This window comes from Pseudomonas sp. NMI542_15, from assembly GCF_021283425.1.
GTDB classification, from domain to species: Bacteria; Pseudomonadota; Gammaproteobacteria; order Pseudomonadales; family Pseudomonadaceae; genus Aquipseudomonas; species Aquipseudomonas fortuita.
Genome location: NZ_JAJSRO010000001.1, coordinates 405,076 through 427,662, shown reverse-complemented (window position 1 = coordinate 427,662; position 22,587 = coordinate 405,076). Strand labels below are relative to the sequence as shown.

General features: G+C 62.4%; 29 protein-coding genes and 1 pseudogene. 12 read left to right on the top strand and 18 right to left on the bottom strand.

Translation table 11 applies throughout. The features are described 5' to 3' along the window. The first annotated feature begins 14 nt into the window (after positions 1-14). A complete protein-coding gene (locus LU684_RS01890; RefSeq protein WP_023048029.1) occupies positions 15-431 on the top strand; it encodes a hypothetical protein in 417 nt (138 codons plus the stop codon). A 225-nt stretch (positions 432-656) separates the two neighbouring features. On the opposite strand, the gene LU684_RS01885 is transcribed toward LU684_RS01890, so the two are convergent. Continuing rightward, positions 657-1,121, bottom strand: a complete 465-nt coding sequence (locus tag LU684_RS01885) for a phosphotransferase system, HPr-related protein (RefSeq protein WP_232894060.1) — start codon at positions 1,119-1,121, stop codon at positions 657-659. 127 nt (positions 1,122-1,248) lie between these two features. Here LU684_RS01885 and ligD point away from each other — a divergent pair, with 127 nt between their 5' ends. From ligD to LU684_RS01860, 5 genes are read left to right on the top strand one after another with little or no spacing between them, the layout of a single operon-like run. After that, positions 1,249-3,750: a DNA ligase D gene (gene ligD / locus LU684_RS01880; protein ID WP_232894059.1), complete on the top strand. Its 2,502-nt coding sequence runs from the start codon at positions 1,249-1,251 to the stop codon at positions 3,748-3,750. A 40-nt stretch (positions 3,751-3,790) separates the two neighbouring features. Beyond that, positions 3,791-4,834 carry an acyl-CoA dehydrogenase family protein gene (locus LU684_RS01875; RefSeq protein ID WP_232894058.1) on the top strand — a complete coding sequence of 348 codons (1,044 nt, stop codon included), beginning with the start codon at positions 3,791-3,793 and terminating at the stop codon, positions 4,832-4,834. Next, on the top strand, positions 4,831-5,586 hold the full coding sequence (locus LU684_RS01870; protein ID WP_016487175.1) for a PIG-L deacetylase family protein: 756 nt from the start codon (positions 4,831-4,833) through the stop codon (positions 5,584-5,586). The genes LU684_RS01875 and LU684_RS01870 overlap by 4 nt, the downstream gene beginning before the upstream one ends. An 11-nt stretch (positions 5,587-5,597) precedes the next feature. Beyond that, complete coding sequence (locus LU684_RS01865) at positions 5,598-6,197, top strand: class I SAM-dependent methyltransferase (RefSeq protein WP_016487176.1); 600 nt, start codon at positions 5,598-5,600, stop codon at positions 6,195-6,197. Then, entirely contained in the window at positions 6,194-6,853 is a 660-nt protein-coding gene (locus LU684_RS01860; RefSeq protein WP_232894057.1) for a glycosyltransferase, read from the top strand. The genes LU684_RS01865 and LU684_RS01860 overlap by 4 nt, the downstream gene beginning before the upstream one ends. Positions 6,854-6,863: 10 nt before the next feature. Here LU684_RS01860 and LU684_RS01855 read toward each other — a convergent pair whose 3' ends face one another. The 9 genes from LU684_RS01855 to LU684_RS01815 all read right to left on the bottom strand — a co-directional run bounded on the left by LU684_RS01855 (position 6,864) and on the right by LU684_RS01815 (position 14,665). Further along, on the bottom strand, positions 6,864-7,451 hold the full coding sequence (locus tag LU684_RS01855) for a phosphorylase family protein (protein ID WP_016487178.1): 588 nt from the start codon (positions 7,449-7,451) through the stop codon (positions 6,864-6,866). Between the two features lie 56 nt (positions 7,452-7,507). Further along, positions 7,508-8,614 carry a carboxylate-amine ligase gene (locus LU684_RS01850; protein WP_060517796.1) on the bottom strand — a complete coding sequence of 369 codons (1,107 nt, stop codon included), beginning with the start codon at positions 8,612-8,614 and terminating at the stop codon, positions 7,508-7,510. Between the two features lie 6 nt (positions 8,615-8,620). Next, complete coding sequence (locus tag LU684_RS01845; RefSeq protein ID WP_016487180.1) at positions 8,621-9,574, bottom strand: methyltransferase; 954 nt, start codon at positions 9,572-9,574, stop codon at positions 8,621-8,623. After that, positions 9,574-10,905, bottom strand: coding sequence for an iron-containing redox enzyme family protein (locus LU684_RS01840; RefSeq protein ID WP_232894056.1), 1,332 nt, complete (start codon positions 10,903-10,905; stop codon positions 9,574-9,576). Before LU684_RS01840 ends, LU684_RS01845 begins: the two co-directional genes overlap by 1 nt. Positions 10,906-10,925: 20 nt before the next feature. After that, complete coding sequence (locus LU684_RS01835) at positions 10,926-11,123, bottom strand: hypothetical protein (protein ID WP_016487182.1); 198 nt, start codon at positions 11,121-11,123, stop codon at positions 10,926-10,928. 60 nt (positions 11,124-11,183) lie between these two features. Then, on the bottom strand, positions 11,184-11,366 hold the full coding sequence (locus LU684_RS01830; protein WP_016487183.1) for a general stress protein: 183 nt from the start codon (positions 11,364-11,366) through the stop codon (positions 11,184-11,186). Between the two features lie 147 nt (positions 11,367-11,513). Continuing rightward, positions 11,514-12,797, bottom strand: a complete 1,284-nt coding sequence (locus tag LU684_RS01825; protein WP_232894055.1) for an NTP/NDP exchange transporter — start codon at positions 12,795-12,797, stop codon at positions 11,514-11,516. 4 nt (positions 12,798-12,801) lie between these two features. Next, entirely contained in the window at positions 12,802-13,713 is a 912-nt protein-coding gene (locus tag LU684_RS01820) for an aldo/keto reductase (RefSeq protein WP_232894054.1), read from the bottom strand. 88 nt (positions 13,714-13,801) lie between these two features. Continuing rightward, the gene (locus tag LU684_RS01815) at positions 13,802-14,665 is read right to left on the bottom strand and encodes a Dyp-type peroxidase (RefSeq protein ID WP_016487186.1); all 864 of its coding nucleotides are present in this window, start codon (positions 14,663-14,665) and stop codon (positions 13,802-13,804) included. Positions 14,666-14,849: 184 nt separating this feature from the next. Between LU684_RS01815 and LU684_RS01810 the strand changes: the two genes are divergently transcribed. Continuing rightward, complete coding sequence (locus LU684_RS01810; protein ID WP_016487187.1) at positions 14,850-15,743, top strand: bile acid:sodium symporter family protein; 894 nt, start codon at positions 14,850-14,852, stop codon at positions 15,741-15,743. A 117-nt stretch (positions 15,744-15,860) separates the two neighbouring features. Here the strand turns inward: LU684_RS01810 and LU684_RS01805 are convergent, their stop codons facing one another. Further along, positions 15,861-16,328 carry a sterol desaturase family protein gene (locus tag LU684_RS01805; RefSeq protein ID WP_023047390.1) on the bottom strand — a complete coding sequence of 156 codons (468 nt, stop codon included), beginning with the start codon at positions 16,326-16,328 and terminating at the stop codon, positions 15,861-15,863. 395 nt (positions 16,329-16,723) lie between these two features. Between LU684_RS01805 and LU684_RS01800 the strand changes: the two genes are divergently transcribed. The 4 genes from LU684_RS01800 to LU684_RS01785 all read left to right on the top strand — a co-directional run bounded on the left by LU684_RS01800 (position 16,724) and on the right by LU684_RS01785 (position 18,888). After that, the gene (locus tag LU684_RS01800) at positions 16,724-17,437 is read left to right on the top strand and encodes an MgtC/SapB family protein (RefSeq protein ID WP_023047391.1); all 714 of its coding nucleotides are present in this window, start codon (positions 16,724-16,726) and stop codon (positions 17,435-17,437) included. A 17-nt stretch (positions 17,438-17,454) separates the two neighbouring features. Next, positions 17,455-17,964 (top strand): GNAT family N-acetyltransferase, encoded by a 510-nt coding sequence (locus tag LU684_RS01795; protein WP_023047392.1) that lies wholly within the window; start codon positions 17,455-17,457, stop codon positions 17,962-17,964. Positions 17,965-18,127: 163 nt separating this feature from the next. After that, positions 18,128-18,628: a DUF4142 domain-containing protein gene (locus tag LU684_RS01790; protein ID WP_023047393.1), complete on the top strand. Its 501-nt coding sequence runs from the start codon at positions 18,128-18,130 to the stop codon at positions 18,626-18,628. An 8-nt stretch (positions 18,629-18,636) separates the two neighbouring features. Then, positions 18,637-18,888, top strand: a complete 252-nt coding sequence (locus LU684_RS01785) for a hypothetical protein (RefSeq protein WP_023047394.1) — start codon at positions 18,637-18,639, stop codon at positions 18,886-18,888. Between the two features lie 94 nt (positions 18,889-18,982). Here LU684_RS01785 and LU684_RS01780 read toward each other — a convergent pair whose 3' ends face one another. Further along, entirely contained in the window at positions 18,983-19,147 is a 165-nt protein-coding gene (locus LU684_RS01780; RefSeq protein ID WP_016487193.1) for a DUF6021 family protein, read from the bottom strand. A gap of 55 nt (positions 19,148-19,202) precedes the next feature. Continuing rightward, positions 19,203-20,189 (bottom strand): DNA-binding protein, encoded by a 987-nt coding sequence (locus tag LU684_RS01775; protein ID WP_016487194.1) that lies wholly within the window; start codon positions 20,187-20,189, stop codon positions 19,203-19,205. Positions 20,190-20,458: 269 nt separating this feature from the next. On the opposite strand from LU684_RS01775, the pseudogene LU684_RS01770 reads away from it, so the two are divergent. Next, positions 20,459-20,713 (top strand): annotated as a pseudogene (locus LU684_RS01770) (2Fe-2S iron-sulfur cluster-binding protein); the annotation flags it as partial. 117 nt (positions 20,714-20,830) lie between these two features. On the opposite strand, the gene LU684_RS01765 reads toward LU684_RS01770, so the two are convergent. The 5 genes from LU684_RS01765 to LU684_RS01745 all read right to left on the bottom strand — a co-directional run bounded on the left by LU684_RS01765 (position 20,831) and on the right by LU684_RS01745 (position 22,568). Beyond that, positions 20,831-21,082 carry a hypothetical protein gene (locus LU684_RS01765; protein ID WP_016487196.1) on the bottom strand — a complete coding sequence of 84 codons (252 nt, stop codon included), beginning with the start codon at positions 21,080-21,082 and terminating at the stop codon, positions 20,831-20,833. Between the two features lie 90 nt (positions 21,083-21,172). After that, a complete protein-coding gene (locus LU684_RS01760; RefSeq protein ID WP_197708362.1) occupies positions 21,173-21,532 on the bottom strand; it encodes an alpha/beta fold hydrolase in 360 nt (119 codons plus the stop codon). Positions 21,533-21,551: 19 nt separating this feature from the next. After that, positions 21,552-21,869, bottom strand: a complete 318-nt coding sequence (locus LU684_RS01755; protein WP_197708363.1) for an alpha/beta fold hydrolase — start codon at positions 21,867-21,869, stop codon at positions 21,552-21,554. 143 nt (positions 21,870-22,012) lie between these two features. After that, a complete protein-coding gene (locus LU684_RS01750) occupies positions 22,013-22,372 on the bottom strand; it encodes a protocatechuate 3,4-dioxygenase subunit alpha (protein ID WP_023047397.1) in 360 nt (119 codons plus the stop codon). A 10-nt stretch (positions 22,373-22,382) separates the two neighbouring features. Beyond that, positions 22,383-22,568 carry a hypothetical protein gene (locus LU684_RS01745; protein WP_016487198.1) on the bottom strand — a complete coding sequence of 62 codons (186 nt, stop codon included), beginning with the start codon at positions 22,566-22,568 and terminating at the stop codon, positions 22,383-22,385. Positions 22,569-22,587: the final 19 nt, after the last annotated feature.

Below are 22,587 nucleotides of genomic sequence, written 5' to 3'. Positions count from 1 at the left end.
CCTGGAGGTGGCAAATGCGTGTACGGATCTTGACGCTGATGGTCGTCAGCCTGGTCTGCGGCCAGGCCGTGGCCGAGGGCTGCAACGTACTGACCCGCTCATCCAGCGATGCAGTAACACCCGTGGAGCGGCACACCTGCTACAGCTACAGCAACCTGCCCGCCGAAGCGATCAACTGGTCGTGTAGCAACGAGAGCAAGGACATGCTCAACAGCGAAAAGAGCAAGGTAGCGCGCTGTGCGGATGGCAGCGTGGGCAGCTGCATCGCGCCTTTGACTCAGGAAGCGCTGGCCAACCCCAAATCCGTAGGAGGGGACAAACCAGCGTTGCCCAAAGATGCGCGGGTGATCACCTATTATTACGACACCCCCAGCCTCGGCCAGGCCCGCACCGATTGCGAACGAAACAACGGCATCTGGCAAACCCACTAACCCGCCACGCCTACCGCCGCTTCCACAGAAAGGGGCTCTGTGGGAGCGGGCTCGTCCCGCGAACACCAGCACAGCCGGTGCCAGGCATCGCATGCCCCCAATTCGCGGGACAAGCCCGCTCCCACAGCCTAAGCCCGAAGGACTGAGCAATCGCCAGTTAGAACAGCTCACATACCGGCGTATCCAAGGTGCAGGCACAGTGCGCGCAGGTACAGCGGGGTTCTTTCACGGCTTGCCCTCCTCGTCTTCGATCACGTCATCAGTCCACGGTTTACCATCCAGCGGCGCTGATCGGGCCAGTTCGGCCTCATCCAGGCCTATGCCACCGCCGATCTCGTCGGCGTCCACGTGCCGCAGGCTCTGGTCTGCCGGGCCGCCACCACCACCCGGTTCGTGCGGGTCACGGGCACCGGTTTCATCCAGCAACGTGTCCGGGCTCAAGTCGTCATAGGTAACATTGTCCTCATGCAAGCTGTCGCTCAGGGCCTCGCCGCCGGTCATGCCGCTTTCGGCCACGCGCCGAGGCGGAAACTCCCGGGCGACTTCATCGGCCGGTCGCTCATCGCCCACACGCCCCTCACGTTCATCAAGGCGGTCATCAAAGTCCAGCTCACGGACGCTGCCCATGCGGTCTTCGGTGTCGTCGATCTCTGGAGGGGTATACGGCTTTGGTTCATCTGTGCGTGCCATGTGCGTTCTCCGTCAGGTGGCTTCATTAAGTCGACTGCACCTGCGTGTGGAAGATTCAGAGTTTTTTGAACTACCACCCTACGCGGCGCCTCCCACCTTAGAGACTGCGAACTGCCCGGAAACCGCCATGGCCAAGCCCCTGCAGGAATATGCGCGCAAGCGCGACTTCAATGCCACGCCCGAGCCCAGCGGCAAGCGCAGCCGTGGCAAGCGGGTGCAGGCGCTGCAGTTCTGCATCCAGAAACATGACGCCAGCCACCTGCACTACGACTTCCGCCTGGAGCTGGATGGCACCCTGAAAAGCTGGGCGATCCCCAAAGGCCCGTCGCTCGACCCCAAAGTGCGCCGCCTGGCCGTGCACGTCGAGGACCACCCGCTGGATTACGCCGACTTCGAGGGGCATATCCCCGAAGGCCACTATGGTGCAGGTGATGTGATTGTCTGGGATCGCGGTGTATGGGAGCCCGAAGGCGATGCGCATGAAGCCTACGCCAAAGGCAAGCTGCGTTTCCGCCTGCAAGGCGAAAAGCTCAGCGGTGTGTGGAACCTGTTTCGCACCCGCCTGGATGGCAAGAAAGAGCAATGGATGCTGGTGAAATCACACGACGACCAGGCTCGCAGCGAGGCCGACTACAGCGTCGTGCAGGCTCAGCCCGATAGCGTGCTTAGCGACCGCACCCTGGTACCGCGCAAAGCCGCTGCGAAAAAAGCCGCCGCACCGCGCGCCAGCCGCAAGCGCACCGTCAAAGGCCCGAAGGTGCCCCTGCCTGCACAGCTGAGTCCGCAGTTGGCAACCTTGGTCGACTCGCCCCCCAGCGGGGACTGGCGCTACGAGGTCAAATTCGACGGTTACCGGATTCTGGCCCGTATCGAGGGTGATGACATCCGCCTGTTCACCCGCAACGGCCATGACTGGAGCAGCAAGATGCCCCGCCAGATCGCCGCACTGCGCGAGCTGGGCCTCGATGCAGCCTGGCTCGATGGTGAAATGGTGGTGGCTGACGAAAATGGCGCAGCCGATTTCCAGGCGTTGCAGAACGCCTTCGACACCGAGCACGATGAAGCCATTACCTACTACCTGTTCGACCTTCCGTTCCTCGGTGGCCAGGACCTGCGCCAGGTAGCGCTGCAGGGCCGGCGCGACACCTTGCGCCAACTGCTTGAGCGCGATGAGTCCGGTGTACTCAAGTTCTCTGCCGACTTCGACGAGCCCGTGCAATCTTTGCTCGACAGCGCCTGCCGGCTTGAGCTGGAGGGTTTGATCGGCAAGCGTGCCGACAGCCCGTACAGCGGCCGTCGCAGCCCGGACTGGGTCAAGCTCAAGTGCAAGCAACGCCAGGAGTTCGTGGTCGTCGGTTATACCGACCCCAAAGGTAGCCGCAGCGGCTTCGGGGCCCTGTTGCTGGCCCTGCATGACGACGACAGCGGTCAGTTGCGCTACGCCGGCAAGGTTGGCACCGGCTTCAGCACGGCGACCCTGGCCAGCATCCATGCTCGGCTCAAACCCCTGCAAATCGCCAAGCCAGCGTTGGCCAAGCCGCCTACCAGTGCCGAAGCGCGGGGTGTGCACTGGCTGCAACCGCAATTGTTGGCCGAAGTCGCCTATGCCCAGATGACCCGAGACGGCATCGTGCGCCACTCGGTGTTCCATGGCCTGCGCGATGACAAGGCGGCCACCGCCATCGACCTGGAGCGCGCCATGCCTACCCAGACCGTGCCCAAACGCAACAAGCAGGCGAAGGCGCCTGAAAACCTGGGTGAACTGCGCCTGACCCACCCCGACCGGGTGATCGACGCCACCACCGGCGTGACCAAGCGCGAGGTCGCCGAGTACTACGCCAGCGTCAGCCAGTGGATCCTGCCCCAGCTCAAGCAACGCCCGGTGGCGCTGGTGCGCGCCCCGGACGGCCTGGCCGGGGAGCTGTTCTTCCAGAAAAACGCAGGCCAGCTGCACATACCTAACGTCATCAGCTATGAAAAGGCCGAGGCCGGCCAGGCGGCGATGGTCATCAACCGCCCGGACACCCTGCTAGGTGCTGTGCAGATGAACATGCTCGAACTGCACACCTGGAACGCCACGGACAAGGACTTCGACAAACCGGACCGCTTCGTACTTGACCTGGACCCCGACCCCGCGCTGCCCTGGAAGGCCATGCTGGAGGCCACCCAGCTCACCCTCACCCTGCTCGACGAACTGGGCCTGAAGGTGTTCCTGAAAACCAGTGGCGGCAAGGGTATTCACCTGGTCGTGCCCTTGACCCGGCGGTCGGGCTGGGACGAGGTCAAGGACTTTAGCCACGCCATCGTCGATTACCTGGCCAAGCTGTTCCCGGATCGCCTCAGTGCAGTGTCGGGGCCGAAAAACCGCGTGGGGCGGATCTTCATCGACTACCTGCGCAACGGCAAGGGCGCCACCACAGCCTGTGCCTACTCCTTGCGTGCCCGTGAGGGGTTACCTGTGTCGGTACCGATCTGGCGCGAGGAACTGGCGCACATCAAGGCTGCCAACCAATGGAACATCGCCAACCTGCACGAGCGGCTGGCAGAAATTGATGACCCATGGGCGGAGATGGGCAAGGTACGCCAGTCCATCACCGCACACATGCGCAAGCAACTGGGGCTGAAATGATGGGGCAACGGCGATTGGACATGAACCTGGAGACACAATGATGAGCATCGTTCAGGACTTCAACCTGACCACCCTCGACCGCCTGTTACGTACCTTTGGCGAGCGCCAGCAACCCCTTAACCTCGATACGCAACTGCCGCAGCTGATCCAGGCGCTGCACGCCGACCATCTCGACCTGTTGCCATTGCCGGGCCAAGGCAACACACTGCGCCGCTGGCAGACCCTGGCCCGTGTGGCCGGTTGCGACCTGGCGCTGGCCAAGCTCTATGAAGGCCACACCGATGCCCTGGCCATCCTTGCTGAATGCGGCGCCGCCCACCACGCCGTAGACGGCATCTGGGGCGTGTGGGCCGCTGAGCCGCCCGATGCACGTGCGCAGGTGACGGCGCGCGAAGGTGACCAGGTGCGCCTGCAAGGCCGCAAGGCCTGGTGTTCAGGGGCCTTGCAGATCGACCGGGCGCTGATCACTGCCTGGGATGAGGCGGACCAGCCGCAACTGGTGGCGATCGAGCTTTCACAGCCGAACCAGGGGCTGTGCATCGAACATTGGCAAGCAGTCGGCATGGCCACAACTGCCAGCGTCGAGGTGACATTCAACGACACCCCCGGCACGCTCATCGGCACGCCGGGCCAATACCTGGCACGCCCTGGCTTTTGGCATGGCGGTGCGGGCATCGCTGCCTGCTGGTACGGCGCGGCCGAGGCACTGGCAGACTACCTGCGCGAACATTGCCGCAAGCCCCGCCCCGACCCCCATGCCGATGCGCACCTGGGGGCAGTGGATGCTGCGTTGTACGGTGCCCGCGCGGCGCTGCGCGAATGTGCTGCCTGGATCGACCGGCAACCTGGCGCAGATGCCAGCTTCGAAGTGCGCCGCACGCGTGCCCAGGTGGAACACGCCGTGGAACGCGTGATCAGCCACGTTGGGCGAGCGCTGGGAGCCACGCCATTCTGCCGCAGCAGCCATTTTGCCCGGCTGAGCGCTGACCTACCGGTATTCATGCGCCAGAGCCATGCCGAGCGCGATCTGGCGGTGCTGGGCCATCAGCTCACCCAACTACCGGCCGGGGTGTGGCAGCTATGAGCCAGAACCTTATTCAGTCCGCCAACGGAACGCCTTGGGCAGCCTGGCAGCAAGGTGCGCATCTTGCACGCGCTACATGGCTCGATCCAATGCAGCTGTGCCCACCTGGGCGCCGGCTGGTGTTGATCGCGCCGCATCCGGATGACGAAATCCTCATGGCAGGTGGTCTGCTGGCGGGTTTCAAGGGACGCGAGGATGAACTGGTGCTGATTTCCGCCACCGACGGTGAAGGCAGCCACCCCGGCTCCAGCCACTGGACCGAGCACCGTTTGCGTCGACAGCGGCCGCAAGAGAGCCGCCAGGCCCTGCTGCAGCTGGACCTGGACCTTACCCATCTGGACTGGCGCAGGCTGCACCTGAAGGACGGCCAGTTACCGCGCGAAGAGGCATTCCTGGTCAGTCACCTCACCCAGTTGCTGCGGCCAGATGACCTGTTGATGGCCACCTGGCGTAATGATGGGCACTGCGATCACGAGGCCGTAGGCCGAGCTGCGGCACACGCGGCGGCCGCCCGCGGGGTGCAATTGGCAGAGGTGCCGGTGTGGGCGTGGCACTGGGCTGAGCCCGATGACCCGCGCCTGCCATGGCCGCGTGCGCACCGCCTGCAGCTCGATGAAAGCCGCCTGGCCCGCAAGCGCAAGGCCTTGGCCGCCCACGTCAGCCAGCTGGAGCCGGACGCCGAGCAGCCGCCGGTGCTGCCACCCCGCTTGATGGAATGTCTGCTGCAACCTTTCGAACTGGTGTTCCTGTGAATGGAGCTGTCATGAGCCTGGATCCGCAATATTTCGCCGAGCTGTACGCCACCAATGAAGACCCTTGGGCTTTTCGCACCCGCTGGTACGAGAAGCGCAAACGCGAGCTGGTAATGGCCAGCCTGCCCCGCCAGTGCTATCAGCGCGTATTCGAGCCAGCCTGTGCCAATGGTGAGCTCAGTGCGTTGCTGGCCGATCGCTGCGCCGACTTGCTGTGCCAGGACCTTGATCCAACGGCCGTAGGCCTGGCCCGCGAACGCCTCGTCGATGTGCCCAACGCCTCGGTGGAAATGGCCCGGCTACCAGCGGACTGGCCGGGCGGGCGCTTCGACCTGATCGTGCTCAGCGAAGTCGGTTACTACCTTGATCCTACAGACTGGCTGCAGGTCATCGAGCAATCGGTGGCCAGCCTGACCTACGACGGCGCCCTGCTCGCCTGTCACTGGAAACACCCCATCGTGGGTTGCCCACAGGATGGACGGGAAGTGCATCGCATGCTGGCCCAGCACCTGCCTCTGCATCACCAGTTCCGGCATGAAGAGGCAGACTTCGTACTGGAATACTGGTCCTGCCAGCCCAGCGTGGTTGACCTGGACGAGACCTGCCCATGATTGCCGTGGTCATTCCGGCGCACAACGAAGCCCGCCGCCTCGGGCGCTGCCTGCGGGCGGTGTTGGTCGCTGCCATGCAAGCGCAACAGGCGGGGCACCGGGTAGACGTGTTGGTGGTGCTGGACCGTTGCAGCGACGGTAGTGCCGCGGTGGCGCGGCGCTTCGGTGTGCGGGTTTTGGAGGTGGATGCCGGTAATGTCGGCATGGCGCGCCGGGTGGGCGCAGCGCACATGGTCGAGCGTGGTGCGCAGTGGCTGGCGTGCACCGACGCCGATAGCCAGGTGCCGTCGCACTGGCTGGTGTCGCAGCTGGCCTGCAGCGCCGAGGTGGTGTGCGGTACCGTGCATGTCGAGTGTTGGCAGCCCTGGCAGAAAGCTGCCCTGCGCAAGCTGTACCAGAGCCGCTATGAAGCGCGCGAAGGCCATCGCCATGTGCACGGCGCGAACCTGGGTGTGTGCGCCGCTGCCTATCAACGCGTGGGTGGCTTCCAGCCCCTCGCGGCGCATGAAGATGTGCAGCTGGTCAGCGACCTTCAGGCCAGCGGCGCGCAGATTGTCTGGACCGCCAGGCACAGCGTGGCCACCAGCAGCCGCCTCGACAGCCGCGCCCGGGAAGGGTTTGGTGACTATCTGGCGGGTTTGCAGGCGCAGGTGTGATGAGGCTTGGTCACACCTGGCTGAACAGCACCCGCTTGAACGCCTCGGCCGCCAGGTGAACCTGCACCGCCCAATCCCCTGCTGCATCGCTGCCGGCATCATCGGAAATGTATTTCAGGCACACAAACGGAATGCCTTCACCGCGTGCGATCAACGCCAGCACATAGGCTTCCATGTCGACCACGTCATAAGGCGCGTCGCCATGGTTGATCTCGAAACTGTCACCGCTGCCACAGGTTTCCAACGGTAGCCCGGGGATTGCTGCGCCATGCTCCAGGACTACCGGGATATCCGACAAGGGTGTCTCGTATCGGGCAAAGCCCAGCGGTGTGACGTCCATGTCACGTTGTACGAAACGGTTGCAGCACACCACCTGGCCTTTGCCGTGGCGCTGGCTGCCAGCCGATCCAAGGTTGACGACAAGTCTGGGCCTGCGGGTTGCAATCGCCTTGGTCAGTGCAATCGCCGCATTGACTTTGCCAATGCCGGTGAACACGGTGTTCACCTCGGTGAAGACTTCTCCCGCCTCGGCCTCGAGGGCAAAGACGAACAGCGTGTCATCCAGGGAAATGTCAGGGAATTGCTTGATCAGCATCATGGAGCAGGTGTTTCCGCGTGGCTGCAAGGGGCGCGGCCATTGTCGGCCAACGCCGGCTAATTGCAAGTCCCGGCGGCCACCACCGCTTGCAGCGCCTGTGCCTTGCCGACCCCGCTCGCGATAGCCTGTGTCAGGCAGTGCAACTGCTGGTCGGCATGAGTGCCCTCGCGCAGCAGGTGCCGTGCATGCTGGCAAGCACGCTCGGCATCCACGCTGTCGACCGGCACCAGCGCCTGCAACTGACCAAGCCAGCCCTCAGCCGTGACTGGCTGTTGTTCGTGCATACCAATGAACCGTGCATGACGCCCATAGCGCATGGCGCGCCAGTAGTTCTCCTGAGCGATCCAGCGAAGCTCACGGTTGCAGGGCAACAGGTCATGGCGACCGGTAACCTTGTGCTCTACCAAATGGCGAAACAGCGCGGCGATACACAGGGTATCTTCCAGTCGCGGGCAACCATCGCAGATACGCAACTCCACCGTCGGGAAGCGCCGCGAAGGCCGAATGGCCCACCAGAAGTCGCCATCCACAGCCAATGCACCGGTCCGCTGCAACAAGGCGCGGTAGCGTTCATAGGCAGCCCAGTCCGGCAAGGCTTCGGGCAAACCCATGTGCGGCCATTCCCCGCAAATCACTCGGCGATAGCTCATGTAGCCGGTCTGCTGACCCGCCCACATAGGCGATGAGGTGCTCAGCACCAGTAATAACGGCAGCCAGACCAGCAAGCGGTTGATCAGTTGCATGCGGTCACAACCTGGCGGAACGCCAACGTGCACGTGCAGCCCATTGAGCAGGCTTCGCTGGGCTACATGCCGGTAGTCATCGAACAGTTGCTGGTAATGTGCCGGGGCAGCGGCCTTCTGCCGCAGCCAGGCGGTGCTTGGGTGGCTCGCCGCGCCGTACAACCCCATCCCCTCCTCTGCCAGCGCAAGACTCAGCCGCTGCCGCCGCAGTTGGAAGAACTCATGGGCTTCATGAAGGTGGGTGAACACCGGCGAGGCCAACTCAATCTGGCTGCGGAACATTTCCTGCACAAAATATTGGCCCAGCGCTTCGCGGCAACGCCCGATTACCGCAGACGATGGTGCTGCCGGGACCTGTCCCGAGCCCAGCCTTACCAGCAGGTATTCTTCCTCGATGCCGAATGTGCAGGCCCGGGCCATATTGCTTCAGCGATGACGGGTTACGGTGAGCGCCACGGCGGCGATCCGTTCGACTTGCTCATAGCCCGGCTCGGCCAGTTGCTCGCCAAACACGTCAGGGTCGATCTCCCGGTACACCCAGGCCCATTGTGGCCCTGCGAGGCGCAGGCGGATGGCTTCGAGCAACGCATCGCGGCCATCGACAATGGCTACGCCGGTGTAGAGCAGCAAGGTACCGTGGCGGCTCAGGCGTTCGCATCCTTGTTCAACGATGCGCAGCGACAGTTCGGCGCCCAAGGCGCCGCCGCCGTGGCGGTAGGTGCGGGCGCTACGGTCGAGCATGTACGGCGGGTTGGCGACAATCAGGTCGAACGTACCGGTAAGGGCGTCCAGCAGGTCGCTGGCCACTACGGACACATTGCTCACCCCCGCCAGCGCCGCGTTGATCGTAGCGTAGCGCAACGCCAAGGGGTTGATGTCGACGGCGCTGACCTGGGCATGCTGGGCCGCACGCGCGATCAGCAACGCCCCCACCCCGCTGCCACAGCCGATATCGACTGCGTGCTCCACCGGCATGGGGTTATGCTGCAGGTGCTCGTGAATGACCTGGGCAAAACGGTAGCTGTCCGGGCCGAAGAACACCGCATCGCTGCCATCGGTGGGGAACGCCGAATGCACCAGCAGCAGGTCGTCCAGGCTGGACCAGCGCACTGAGCTGCCGAGTAAGTCGCCCTTCGGGACCAGCACCTGGGCGCGTTCGAGCAACAGCAATTCATCCGTTGACAGCAGGCCCGGGGCGAAGGGCCGACTCCAGCCGAACACGTCGCGCAGGTTGCTGGCCTGCCCGGAACCCTCACGGGCGTTGACGCGGGTGTGAGTCGCAGGTGTCACACTGGTAAATCGGTAGCCGTCGGCGCGTAGCCGCTGGCCCAGCTGCAGCAATGCCTGATCGGCTTCGAACTGTCTGGCGGTCAGCCTCATCAGCGGGGTTCCTCCTGAAGCAGCCCGGTGGTGCGAATGTATGCCCGGGTCGCCGCCAGGCCCTCGGGTGTGGCGTGGCGGTTGCCGGCCATGCGCTCGATCAACGTTGCGGGTCGGTCACCCGACATTTCGCTGTGTGCTTCGTCCGGGGATTCGGGCAGGCCCCAGCTACCGGGTGCTACACGGCGGATCGGGGGGCGCCAGGTGTCGGCAATCCAGTCGTGCCACAGTTGTTTCTCATAACTGTTGAATACGCCGAACATTGCCGCTGCAGGCCCTTCGATCAGCTTCCACCAGCGGCTCTGGGCCGGGTCTTGGCCTCGCTGAATCCAGCCTTGGGCCTGTAGCGCGGCAACGAACGCGGGCATGGCGCCAGGGGTGGCCAGCCATTGGTTGACGGTGCGCTGTTCAAGGCGGCAACGGTCGGCATGCATGAATTGGCCATAAACCCGTTTGCGCTCCAAGGCGGCGAACAATTCATCCTGCAGGTCGAACTGGCGGATAAGCTCAGCCGCAGCAGTACCTAGCTCGTTCAGGCGATAACCGTTGCGAACCCTCGCGTAGAACGACTTTTGGTCGTGCTGAGGGCAGAGCTGGCGCAGCGCCTGCAGCGATAGTTGAGCGTGGCCACTGGCAGCATTGTCAATCGTCACATGCAACTGGAAGTAGTGGCCGTCGATGCCCAGTTCTGCCAGTTCGCTGGTGGTAATCAGCAAGTGCAGCGGCGGTTGTTCATAGCCGAGGTTGTAACCAATGACCTCAGGCAGGTGGGTGTCGCAACAGTGCCCCAAGGCCAGTTGCAGGCAACCCTGTAAGTAGCGTGATTCGTCAAGCGGCATTGCCTCGACACACCCGAGGCGGCCCAGCAGGCGCTGATAGATCAACACATGGTTGCTACGCGGGTCGCCGTTGCCGAGCTCTTCCAGGTAAGTTCGGATCAACCCGTGAAAACGTGGGTCGCGCCAGTGGCACAGCGTGCCGTGCAGCCAGGCACCGTCCACCGCTTTGGTCGGGGCGACCTGCTGCAGAAACCACAGCGCGTGAGCGCGATTGACAAAGAAACGGCGTGGAGCGCCTTGCCGGCGTTGTTCCAGGTAGTCGGCGTAGCCGGCGGCGACATCGGCAGCACACCTGGCGCTCCAGGCAGGCAAATCCGAAGGTGAGTCTGGCAGGTCATCCGGCAAGCGTTCAGCACGTGCAAGTTGCTCGTCGAGCCACAGGGCGCTGGCGTCATCTTCGCCGGCCAGCATTGCCTCATAGCGCTGTTGCAGGCTGGACCGCCCAGCGATCATTGACGAAGCTAAAGCGTTGTCGCGGTTCATCACCCTCATGCCGTGCTCCTTATTGCGCCTTACTGGCTCGGTTTCTGACCAGGCATCGGCTCAGGGTCGGGCGCGGGCTGCGGGGCCGGTTTACTGTCGGGTTGTTGCATCTGCAGCGATGGCTTGCTGAGGTCGCCATCCTTGCCAGGGTGATCGTTGTCGCGGTCGAAACAGCCGCCGAGCATCGTCAGCGAGCCCATCAGGATGATGAGTGGAGTCAGTCGCATGGGGCCTCCCCCTCTGGTTGATTGCAGTGCCAGGCAGTCCCGGCACTGCAAGTCGGTCATTTACGAACGGCCGCCCTTGCGGCCCGACTCGCGATCGCTGGGCGTGTGGCTGCCCGAGGACTGGCCGCCTTTGCGCCCGGCTTCGGACGCTTTTTCGCGGTCGTTGGCGAAGTTGCCTGGGTTTTTGTTACCGCCCTGGCTGCCTGTTTGATTGCCGGTACGGCTGTTGTCTTTAGTGGCCATGGTCTTCAAACCTCGTATGACTTCGAAATGCACGGCAGGCTGCCGTACACAAGTTCGGAGTTCGGCGATATGCGGGGATTCGTTTTATTGCGAAGGGTTCGGACCGGTGGCGTTAAATAAGCGACAATGCCATATTTGGCGCCCCTGTCAGTCGTGCGGCGGGTTATCCATGCGGGCCTGCTGCCGACCCAGCCAGCCCCCCGTCACGGCCCAGCCCAAGGCAATGATTGCGCCGATCAGCATCGCCAGCTGTGGGTGCTCGCCCATCACGTCCAGCGCGCGCTTGAGCCAGCCGCTCAGGGCATCGCCGCCACGGTAGATCACGGTATCGATAAAATTCTTGGCTTTGTACTTGTCCTCGGCGGACAGCACGGTGAACAGCATCTCCCGCCCTGGCCGCACCAACGCGTATTCGCCGGCGCGGCGCACTACCATTACCACCACGAATACCGCGAACACCGGTGCCAGTGCCAGCCACAGGAACCCTGCTGCCATCACCAGCGGTACAGCTACCAGCAACACCCCGACGCCCAAGCGCCGGGCCAGGCGCCCGGTCAGCAATACCTGGGTGAGGATTGCCAGGGCCTGCACCACGGTGTCGATCAGGCCGAATACCTGGGTTTGCCGGGTACGGTCGGTGAAGGTTTCGCTGACGATGCGCGCCTGCTCGAAGTACAGGAAGGTGCTGACGCTGGCCAGCAACACCACGAACAGAGCAATGCCTAGCAGATAGGGCGAACGCAGCACGGCGGTAGCGCCGGTAAACGGGTTGCCACCCAAGGGGCGCGAGCCCGGGGACTCGACCTGTTGCGGTAGTGGGTGGCGCACTCGCCAGCGTTGCAGGAACAGGGCCGCACCCATACTGCCTAGCAAAAGCGCTGCCGTCAGTATCAGCAGCCCGCAATGGCCCAACGGTGCGACAAGCAAGGTGCCGAGAATGGGGCCGCTTAGCCCGCCCAAGCTGGCCCCGGCTGCCAGCAGGCCGAACAGCCGCTTGCCTTGTGCGGTGGAAAACAGGTCAGCGAGCACGCTCCAGGCCAGCGAGATGGTCAGCAAATTGAACACCGATAACCAGACGTAAAAGGCCCTGGCTGTCCAAAGATTGTCCGAATTACCGGCAAACAGTGCCGCGAACATCAACAGGTTGCTGGCAAAGAAACCGTAGGTCCAAGGCAGGATATGCCGGCGTTGCACCCTTGATGCCAGCCAGCCGAACAGCGGCAGGCACGCCAAGGTGGCGATGAAGGTGCCGGTGAACAGCCATTGCAGGTTGTCCACGCCGCCCGCAACACCCATGGTTTCGCGCACCGGGCGCAGCATGAAGTAACCGGTGAACAGCAGGTAGAACAGCAGCAAGCCGGCGATTACCGCCGGCCCCTCGCCGGGCTGCATGTTCAGCCCTTGGACAAGGCGCCGCCGCCAGGCTTGCATGATGTCAGGCAAACTGCTGGATCAGCGCCTGTTGCTGCGCCTGGGTGAGCATGGGTTCATGCCCGGCCTTGAGCTGATCGAGCTGGCGATCAGGCCGGCCGGTGGCGGGGATAACCGTGGTCACTGCCGGGTGGCTGATGGCGAATTTGAGAAACAACTGCGCCCAACTGCCGATGCCCGCTTCGCTGGCCCAGCCCGGCAAGGCCTGGTCCTTGACCTTGGCAAACAGGCGGCCATCGTCGAAGGCACGGTTGATCAGCACCGCAACGCCCCTGTCCTGGCACAGCGGCAGCAGTTCGCGGGCGGCGTCGGGGGCATTGACGGAGTAGTTGATCTGGATGAAGTCCAGCGGCTCGCTGCGCACGATTCGGGCAACGTCGTCCTGGCCACTATTCAGATAATGAGTGATGCCGACATAACGGGTCAGGCCTTGCTGCTTCAGTTCGCGCGCATAGGGCAGTTGGGTCTGCCAGTCACGCAGGTTGTGGATTTGCAGCAGATCGACTTTGTCGGTACGCAGGCTCCTCAGGCTGCCGGCCCATTGCGCTTCGGCGTCGGCCCGGCTGTTGGCGGCGATCTTGGTGGCAATAAAGCACTGCCGGTGCCAGCCGCCCTCTTCCAGCAACTGGCCAAGAATGCTGTCGGCACCGCCATAGTTGGGCGAGGTGTCGATTACCCGGCCGCCCCCTTCGAAAAACGCCTTGAGTACCGCTTTCAATTGCTGATACTGGGCCGAGCCGGTTTCTACTTCGAAACTGCCGGAGGTACCGGCACCAATCACCGGCAACGCTTCACCGGTGGACGGTATTTTGCGCGTCAGCAAGCCCGCCGGGGCGGCGGCGTGCAGCCAGGGGCTGGCGGCGGCCAGCAACCCCAGCGTGGCACCTGCGCGTAGGACGTCACGACGTGCGTACATGGAAAGCTCCCGTCATGAAGCGGAAACTTTCAAGGCTAGCCGCTCCATACCGGGCCGGCAGGTGTTTCTGTATCTGGATGTTAAGTGATCAGGCTCGTAGCAGCTGGCTCAGGTCCACACCCGTCTCGCCCATGGGCGGGCACCAGTAATAGCCGCCCGTCAGTGGCCGGCTGAAACGGTACAGACCGTCGATGATACCGTCCTCCAGGCCGCTCATGCGCCGCAACTGCACTTCGAACGCATCGAAGCTGTGGCCCAGGGCAACGAAGGCCAAGCCGGCGCCACGCGGGTCAGCCCAGGCTACCGAGCGACGGACCATGAACGCCTCCGGCGCAAAGCTTTCCTGGGCGGTGCGCTTGACGTGTGCGGACTCGGGGGCATCGTCCAGCTCTTCGTTATCGCTCAGCCGGCGGCCCATGATGTTGTCCTGGTCAGCCTGGGGCAGCGACTTGAAGTACTCCAGGTCGTGTTTCCACAGCTGGAACGCGGCAAAGCTGGAACCATCGGCAGCAATGGCCGCCTGTACGGCGTCTTCGTCCACCGGGTTCTCGGTGCCGTCTTCGTAGCCTGTCAGGTCATGGCCGCCGCGGTGCAGGAAGCCATCGACACTGTCGGCCAGGCGCAGGGCCGGGGCCAATAGATGTTCCAGGGCCTGGGCCCGCAGCAGCAGGTCGCCGCGCTCGTTACCACGCAGCCACAGCCACAGGGCATGTTGGGTGCTCGGGTTCTCCACAGCAGCGTCCAGCACCGGAAAAGCACGCAGGCCTGGCACTGCACGGCCCAGGGCCTTGGCCAGCGGGGCGCCGACCCCCAGGATCAGTTGGTCGCCATCGACCTGTTGCAGCAAGGCATCCAGAGCGGCAGGCAACGCCTCGGGCGACTGCAGGGTGAAAAACAGGTGACGGGCATGGGCCGGCACCGGGGTGGCAAGCAGCCCTTTCTGGAACGGCATGACAGGCTAATCCTCGGACAAAAGCGGAATGCTACTGCGCCTGCAGGCCCGCTGCAATGCGGCATGGAGCCTCGCTGATCGCTGCGGTTGGTAACAAACGGTTACCAAGAGCTGGCCCTTTGCAATTAGCTATCAATCAACGCCAGCCTACACTCCTCGAGATCCTTCGCCCGAGAGACCGCTCATGACCGCCTCGCCCCTGTTAACCGCCTTCCTGCCGCTCGCGTTGGGCATCATCATGCTCGGCCTTGGGCTGTCGCTGACCCTGGCCGATTTCGCGCGCGTGGTGAAATACCCCAAACCGGTGGTGGTAGGCCTGGCCTGCCAGATCTTGCTGTTGCCACTGGTGTGCTTCCTGATCGCCAATGGCTTTGGCCTGGAGTCGGCCCTGGCGGTGGGGCTGATGCTGCTGGCAGCTTCGCCGGGCGGCACCACGGCCAACCTGTTCAGCCACCTGGCCCATGGCGATGTGGCGCTGAACATCACGCTCACGGCGGTGAACTCGCTAATCGCGATTCTGACCATGCCGTTGCTGGTGAACCTGTCGCTGAGCTGGTTCATGGCCTCGGACCAGGCCATTCCACTGCAATTTGCCAAGGTCTTGCAGGTATTTGCCATTGTCCTGTTGCCGGTCGCACTGGGTATGCTGATCCGCCGTTACGCCCCTGGTTTTGCCGCACGCATGCAGAAACCGATGAAACTGGTGGCGGCGCTGTTCCTGGCCTTTACCATTGTCCTGGCGCTGGCCAAGGACTGGCAGACCGTGGTCGAGTACGCGCCGGTGGTGGGCCTGGCTGCCCTGCTGTTCAACCTGCTTAGCCTGGCCGTGGGCTACTGGGTGCCGCGCCTGTTGAACATTCCCAAGCGGCAGGCAATTGCCATTGGCATGGAAATCGGCATTCACAACGGCACGCTGGCGATTGCCTTGGCGCTCAGCCCTTCATTGCTGAACAACGCAACCATGGCGGTGCCCGCGGCGCTGTACAGCCTGATCATGTTCTTCACGGCGGCAGGTTTTGGCTGGTGGGTCAGCCGCGGGCACGTGGCGGCAGCGCCCAAAGGGGAAACAGTGAATTGAAGCAGTGACTGGTATGGGAGCGGGCTTGTCCCGCGAAGCAGGCAACGCGGTGTATGGCACCGGCTTTGCCGGTGTTCGCAAGACACGCCCGCTCCCACAAGAGGCAAATCCAGGTTGTCACTGCTGGCTGCGCTTGCTGCGCAATTGCTGCTTCAGCACTTTCAAAGGCGGCGCATAAAAAAAACCGAACGACACACTCCCGGTGCGCCCTTTCACTGCATGGTGCAAACGGTGCGCACGATACAGTCGCTTGAGGTAGCGGTTGACCGGCCGTGGTTTGCGCGGCCAATGCCGGTGAAAGAACCCGTCATGGGCCAGGACATACAACATGCCGTACCCTGCCACGCCGCCGCCAACCCATTGCAAGGGTGCATAACCAGCCTTGCCCAAGGCGACCAACCCCGTGGCGATGAGCCCCAACGCCAGCAGGTACAGGTCGTTGGTCTCGAGCATGCCCAAGTGTGGCTCATGGTGCGAGCGGTGCAGCCACCAGCCCCAGCCATGCATGATGTACTTGTGAGCCAGCGTGCCAACGCCCTCCATGGCCACCAAGGTGCCGAACAATACGGCGAGATTGAACAGCATGAAACAGTCCGGGTGATGGCAACGGGAGGCGCAAGGGTACCGTCAACCCAGGTTTTTTTCCATGCAGGGATGACCGTTGCAAACCATTCACCCATGAAGCCATTGTCATGTTTTCGCCCTTGACCTGCTCTGCCACGCGGCGTATGGTCCGCAGCGCAATTTTGCTTTGCTCAACAGGAGACCTGCCTTGGACAGTAGCCCCAGTCGCTTGCGACAGGCCCACGTGGTGCGCTAGCCCGGCAGTGTCCTGCACTGTCTGGCCGCCCTGGCAAGACGGTGGTTTCCTTTAACCCCGCTTCTCCTCCTCTCCTCGTGGTCCTGCGCATTTTTCTGGTTTTTCAACCACGCCAACAGATGGCGTTCATGCGGGTGTTTGCCCGCGGAAGAGGTTTGCTATGGATTGGAAAGTTTTTTTGCTGCGCGTCAGCATTGCCCTGCTGCTGGGGGCACTGATCGGTGCCGAACGGCAATTGCGTCAACGCCTGACCGGGCTGCGCACCAATGCGCTGGTGAGTACCGGTGCCTGTCTGTTCGTGCTGATGACCCAGGCAGTGCCAGGCATGGCGCCTGCCGATGCCTCGCGCGTTGCCGCCTATGTAGTGTCGGGCATCGGCTTTCTCGGTGGTGGCGTGATCATGCGCGATGGCTTTAACGTGCGCGGCCTGAACACGGCGGCTACCTTGTGGTGCACGGCTGCGGTCGGTGTGCTGTGCAGCCTTGGGCTGGTGCTGGAGGCGGCACTGGGCAGCCTGGTGGTGCTGTGCGCCAATATCCTCTTGCGGGACATCGCCCAGCGCCTGGACCGTCAAGACGTAGTGCCTGCCAGCGAGGTGGAGCAACACTTCGAGGTGCGCATCGTCTGCCGCGCCGAGGACGAAATCCAGGTGCGCAGCCTGATGCTGCATAGCCTGGGTGATCCGCAGCTGCGGTTACAGTCGCTGCAAAGCGCAGACCTGGACAGCCCTGCACGCCTGGAAGTGCGCGCCGAGCTGCTGGGTACCGCACAGGCACCGGCTCAACTGGAGCGGCTGGTCAGCCGGGTCAGCCTGGAAAAAGGCGTCAGCTCGGTGCGCTGGCAATTACAGCCGCACGTGTTGGCGGCCGACTAGCACGACAGGAGTGCTTCATGCTTATCCGCCCTACCCTTGAGCACGATATCCAATACCTGCCGGACGTGGAGCGTTCGGCAGCCCAGGCTTTTGCTGGCTGGCCGGCGCTGGCCTGGCTGGCCCAAGCCGATGTGATGGACTGTGCTGCGCACAGGGCTTTCGCCGCGGGCGGTGGTAGCTGGGTTGCTGAAAACCCGATCGGGCAGATTGTAGGGTTTGCGTGCGTGCGGCGTGCGGGCCAGGCATTGCACCTTCATGAGATATCGGTGCGTCAGGATGCCCAAGGGCAAGGCGTCGGTAGCCGATTGCTGCAGCAGATCATCGATGTAGCGCGTTGCGCAGATGTCCGCGAGCTGACGTTGACCACCTTTGTCGATGTGCCCTGGAATGCGCCGTTTTATGCACGGTTCGGGTTTGAGGTGATCGATGAGGAGCGGCTGGGCGAACGACTCCTGCGTATGCTGGCCAGTGAGCACGCTCAGGGCCTGAAGGGGCGCTGTGCCATGCGTCTTTGCATGACCCATTGACCGTTGGGGTGCAGAGCGCACGGCCATACCGTGTTCGCCGGTTTTCCCTGCGTTGGCGCGTGGTGCGGTCGAAACCGGTGGCGAAAAAAATTAAACCTTTGCCTCACTCTCACCCTCAACCGTACGCGACACTGAGGTCGCCCCACGGTTTAAGGAGTGAAGCATGAGCAATCTCTTCATCAAGCGCGTTGGTTTCTCCATGGTGTTGGGCCTGGCATCGGCGCACGCACTGGCGGCGAGCTCCGATGACTTCGTCGATGCGGCCACCGAGGCCGGCATCGCCGAAGTGGTCACCGGCAACCTGGCTAAGGAAAAAAGCCAGAATGACGAGATAAAGACATTCGCCCAGCAAATGGTCACTGACCACACCCAGGCGAACCAGAAGCTCGGCGACATCGCCCGCAAGTTGGATATTTCCGTTCCGGATGACGCGGCCATGACCGACAAGGTCAAGAAGATGATCCTGGAATGGCGTGATGAATCATTCGACAAGTCGTACATCAACAACCAGGTTGATGCTCACGAAAAAGCGGTCGAACTGTTCAAGAAAGAGGCTGCATCGTCCGACAAGGCCGAGCTGAAGGCCTTCGCCAGCGAAACCCTGCCAAAACTCGAACAGCACCTGGAGCATGCCAAGGCGCTTCAGGCCAAGCACGCCAAGTGAGGCCCTCCATGAGCAACGATGCACTGAAAACAGAAGTCCTTACCCGCCTGCTGCATTCGCATCCGCAAGGGCTGGGCAAGGAAGTGCTGGACAACTACCGCGGTGAGAAGGCGGTGGCTGACGTACTGAAGACGCTGCAGGAGGCCGGCTTGATTCACGACGGCAGCGTGGTCGTGGGCAGTGACCAGCAGGTCAGCGTGCACTACCCGATCAAGCTGTCGGCAGCGGGTGTCGAAGCCGCGCGACAAGCCGAATCCTGAATACCGGCCGTCGGGCCAAAAGGCCGCTCTCATGGAGCCCCTGCTAGCTCATTGAGCTAGCAGGGGCTCTGTTTGAGTGGGCGGGCCAACACCCTCACGTGTTCTTTTCGATGTCTCCAGGCGCCTTGGCCGGCCCTTGCGGATCCACCTGCGGGTCGTCAAGATCCGGGGAATCAGGGTCGAAACCAAGATCGTCCGGTTTGTCGGCCTGCTCCGTCGAGTGAGGCCCTTCTTTGCGTTCTGGCTCAGATGGCTGCATGGCGTTTTCTCCCGTGAGTGTCAAAGGAAGAACGCGCCAGCCACAGAAAGTTTGATTAATCTGCGGCGGGAGCCAGTTGCGCGCGACAGTGCGCCAGCGCCTGATCACGCTCCTTCAGCTGCTCCTCATACCGCTGCAACTGCCGCGCCTGTTCAGCGCACACATCGCGCCTGTGCTCCAGGCTCTGCGCTTGCACATCCAGCTGCCGGCGCATTTCCTCACTGGCGCCCTGGGCCTGGGCCAGAATCGTGCGCAAGCCCTGAATCTGCGCATCGCGTTGTTCCAGCAACTCTTCCTGCGCCCGGCACTCACTGGCAGCCTGGCGGTGCTCACCCAGCAACCGCTCGTTGTCCCGGTGCAGGCGGGTGAGTTCGTCCTGTTTGACGATCATGCCCTGTTGCAGCTGCCGCACCTCCACCTGCATCTGCTGCAACTGCGCTTCGTGGCGGCGCTGTTCCTGCTCGCGCTGTTCACGGCTGGCATTGCGATAGTGTTCCAGCGCATCACGGGCATGGCGGTGCTTGTCTTCCAGCGACTTGACCTGTTCGTCCTTGTCAGCCAGGCGCACCTGCAATTCACCCAGCGACTGGTTGAGGCTGGCACTGCGTAGCTGTTCGGCCTGCAGCGTGCTTTGTGTGGACAGCAGTTTTTCTGTCTCGGCGGCCAAGGCCGCTGCATCGATCTTGTGTTGCTGATGCGCTGCAGCCAGGGCTTGCTGGGCAATTTCAAGCTGCGCCTCAAGTTTTTCCCGCTGTTGCGTGAACGTGCTCTCGGCCTGCTCGATCTTCAGGTCGGCCTCGTCCTGTAACTGCGTTGCCAATTGCCCGACCAGGCGGCTCAACACATCACTGAGCGCCACGCCACCTTCAGAAGCCACCGGCTGCTGGCCGTTCAACTCCTTCAGGTAACGGTGAATTGTGGTTTTGGAGCCGGTATTGCCCAGCTCGATACGTATGGCATCGATGCTGGGGTTCTCCCCCCGGGCAATCAGCGCCTGACGCGCCTGCTGCACTACCACCTTGTTGATACCGCCCCGGGCCATGCTTGCTCCTACGATTTTGTACTGTGTTATGTAACATGTAATTACGTACCAATTATGGCGATAACAGACCACGCCTGCAAACATTTCCTCAGGTGGAATAATCACGGCTTATCGCATGTGATAGGCAAAATATGGGGTTCTGGCGGTGTGGCGCCCTCAACCAAATGTTGCGTGCAGTCGCGGCGCGTCATCGACCGGCTGCTCGAGGCAGAACGCACAACCGACAATTGCGCCCGCTCGCAAGAACAAATGATGCACAACGCGCCGCAGTACGTTTGGCCCGCAGCGGCATGACTCTGCAGGTGCCAGCTGATCGCAGCGTCTCTGAAGTGCTGGAGGACGCCGGAGTGTGCGTGCCCCTTGCCTGTGAGCAGGGTATCTGCGGCACCTGTTTCACCGGCGTGACAGATGGCGAGCCGGAACACCTGGAGAGTTTCCTGACTGCACAAGAGCGCGCACGCAACGATCAGTTCACGCCCTGCTGCTCTCGCTCGCGCAGCGCCTGCCTGGTGCTCGACCGTTGACCCATAGCGCCCTCTGCCATGAGCCTACACCGGCTTAGCAGAGGGCGCCTTTGTGAAGGCTTGTCAGGAAAACCGGTAGTGCGCTCCAAATGGGAAATACGTGATGGGTTTACACAGCTACCCGGCGATCTCCAGGTCTACCTGACCGAGGCGCTCACTGAACAGCCAATGGCCTTTGACCAGACGCAGTTTATCCCTGAAGGTGCCAATCAGATGGGGCGGGGATGCCATTGGGGCCTCCCCTTGCGCTGCCGATGCATAAGCCAGGTTCTCGTAGTCCCCCGCATCGTTAAGTAATGCAAAACGTTTGATCAGGCGAGTGCAGGCATGCTCAATCCGCATCTCATTCATCAATTCGGCTTCGTTCATCCCAACTCTCTCAAGGGCGATATCGCCCTAAACAATATCGTTCGTTCGGACAGTAACCTGCCCCGAAGCACTTCGAAGCTAGTCTTGAAGCTAGTCTTGTAGCCAAACCCGCAAGGCCGCATTGACAGCCTCCGGTGCCTCAAAAGGGGCCATGTGGCCGCAGCGTTCAAAAATCACCAACCGCGCATGAGGTACTTGCTGGGCCATCACCTGATGCTGCGCAAGCGAACTCCAGGCATCCTCTCGACCCACCCCGATCAACACTGGACATTGAATCGTGCGCAAATGCTCGCCAGCATCCGGTCGCTCCAGCAACGCCTTGATCTGGCCTGACAGCGTATCGAAACTCATGCGTTCGACCATCGCCAGCAATGGGCTCATGATGCCCGGGTCATCGACATGCGCCGGGTGCAGCATCGGCGCGAGCCAGCGTTGCGCCACTGCCGCCATGCCATGCTCGCGAGCCAGGTCAATCAGCACCTGCCGTGACTTCGCTTCCCCCCTCGCGGGCCGGGTGAGTCCCCGTATCGAGCAACGCCAGGCGGTCGACCCGATGCGGCGCCAACCGATGGACCTCCAGCGCTACCCGCGCGCCCATGGAATGGCCAGCCAGCGCGAACCTGTCCGGCGCGTCATTCAGTACCCGCTGCGCCATCGCCGTAATACTGTGGTAACCCTTGAAGTCGAGGGCATGTACATCCGCCCGCTCTTGCAGCGCGTCGATCTGGGCACGCCAGACAACCTCGTCACACAACAGCCCGGATAACAAATACAGACTTTGCTTCATTTTCGGTTTCCCAATCAGAGGGCAATAAGCATCTCATTTGCCAGGCAGCGCCCATGGTGCGTCTTCGCCTTTCGAAGCCGCGGGCATCTCAATAATCAGCGGAGTGTTCGCTTTCCTGTTTCGCGGTCAGTCCGATACCGGGATCAGCGCATATCGGGAACGCGACGGGTGTTGAGAAAGTCCTCATAGGACTCGCCACGCATGATCGCGTAAACCTGCATATTGCTCATCTTGGCAACCCGGGCGAACTTTTCGACGACGAAAAAGTTTGCACCATACTGGACCAACCCCAGCCAGTCACGACGGCGTACCAAGTCTTTCTCACACGCGTCGAGACCGGCCTCAGTCATCAGGCTCTCGGCGTCCTGCAGATAACGCGCTCGCCACTCTGTGCCGATCATTTTCCAAAAGAAGCGATTCAACTTGAGCGCCTTGTTGCTGACCCGAAGATCAAACACATAGGTGCCACCAATCTCTTCCATGCCAACGACCTGTGGATTCATGTGATAGCTCCTAGTTGTCTTTAGCTGAAGGTTCCAGCGTTTCATAGAGCACCGCGGTCATGGCCGTGGTCGTTGCGAGATAGTAGTTCTGATGCACTTTACGAAGGGGCCCCTCAGCGGCACCTCGCATCGCCAGCCACATGATCTGTTCAACGCTTTCGGCCCCACCCAGTCGCACATATTCGGCATGCGTCATACGTGTCAGAACCTGCGGA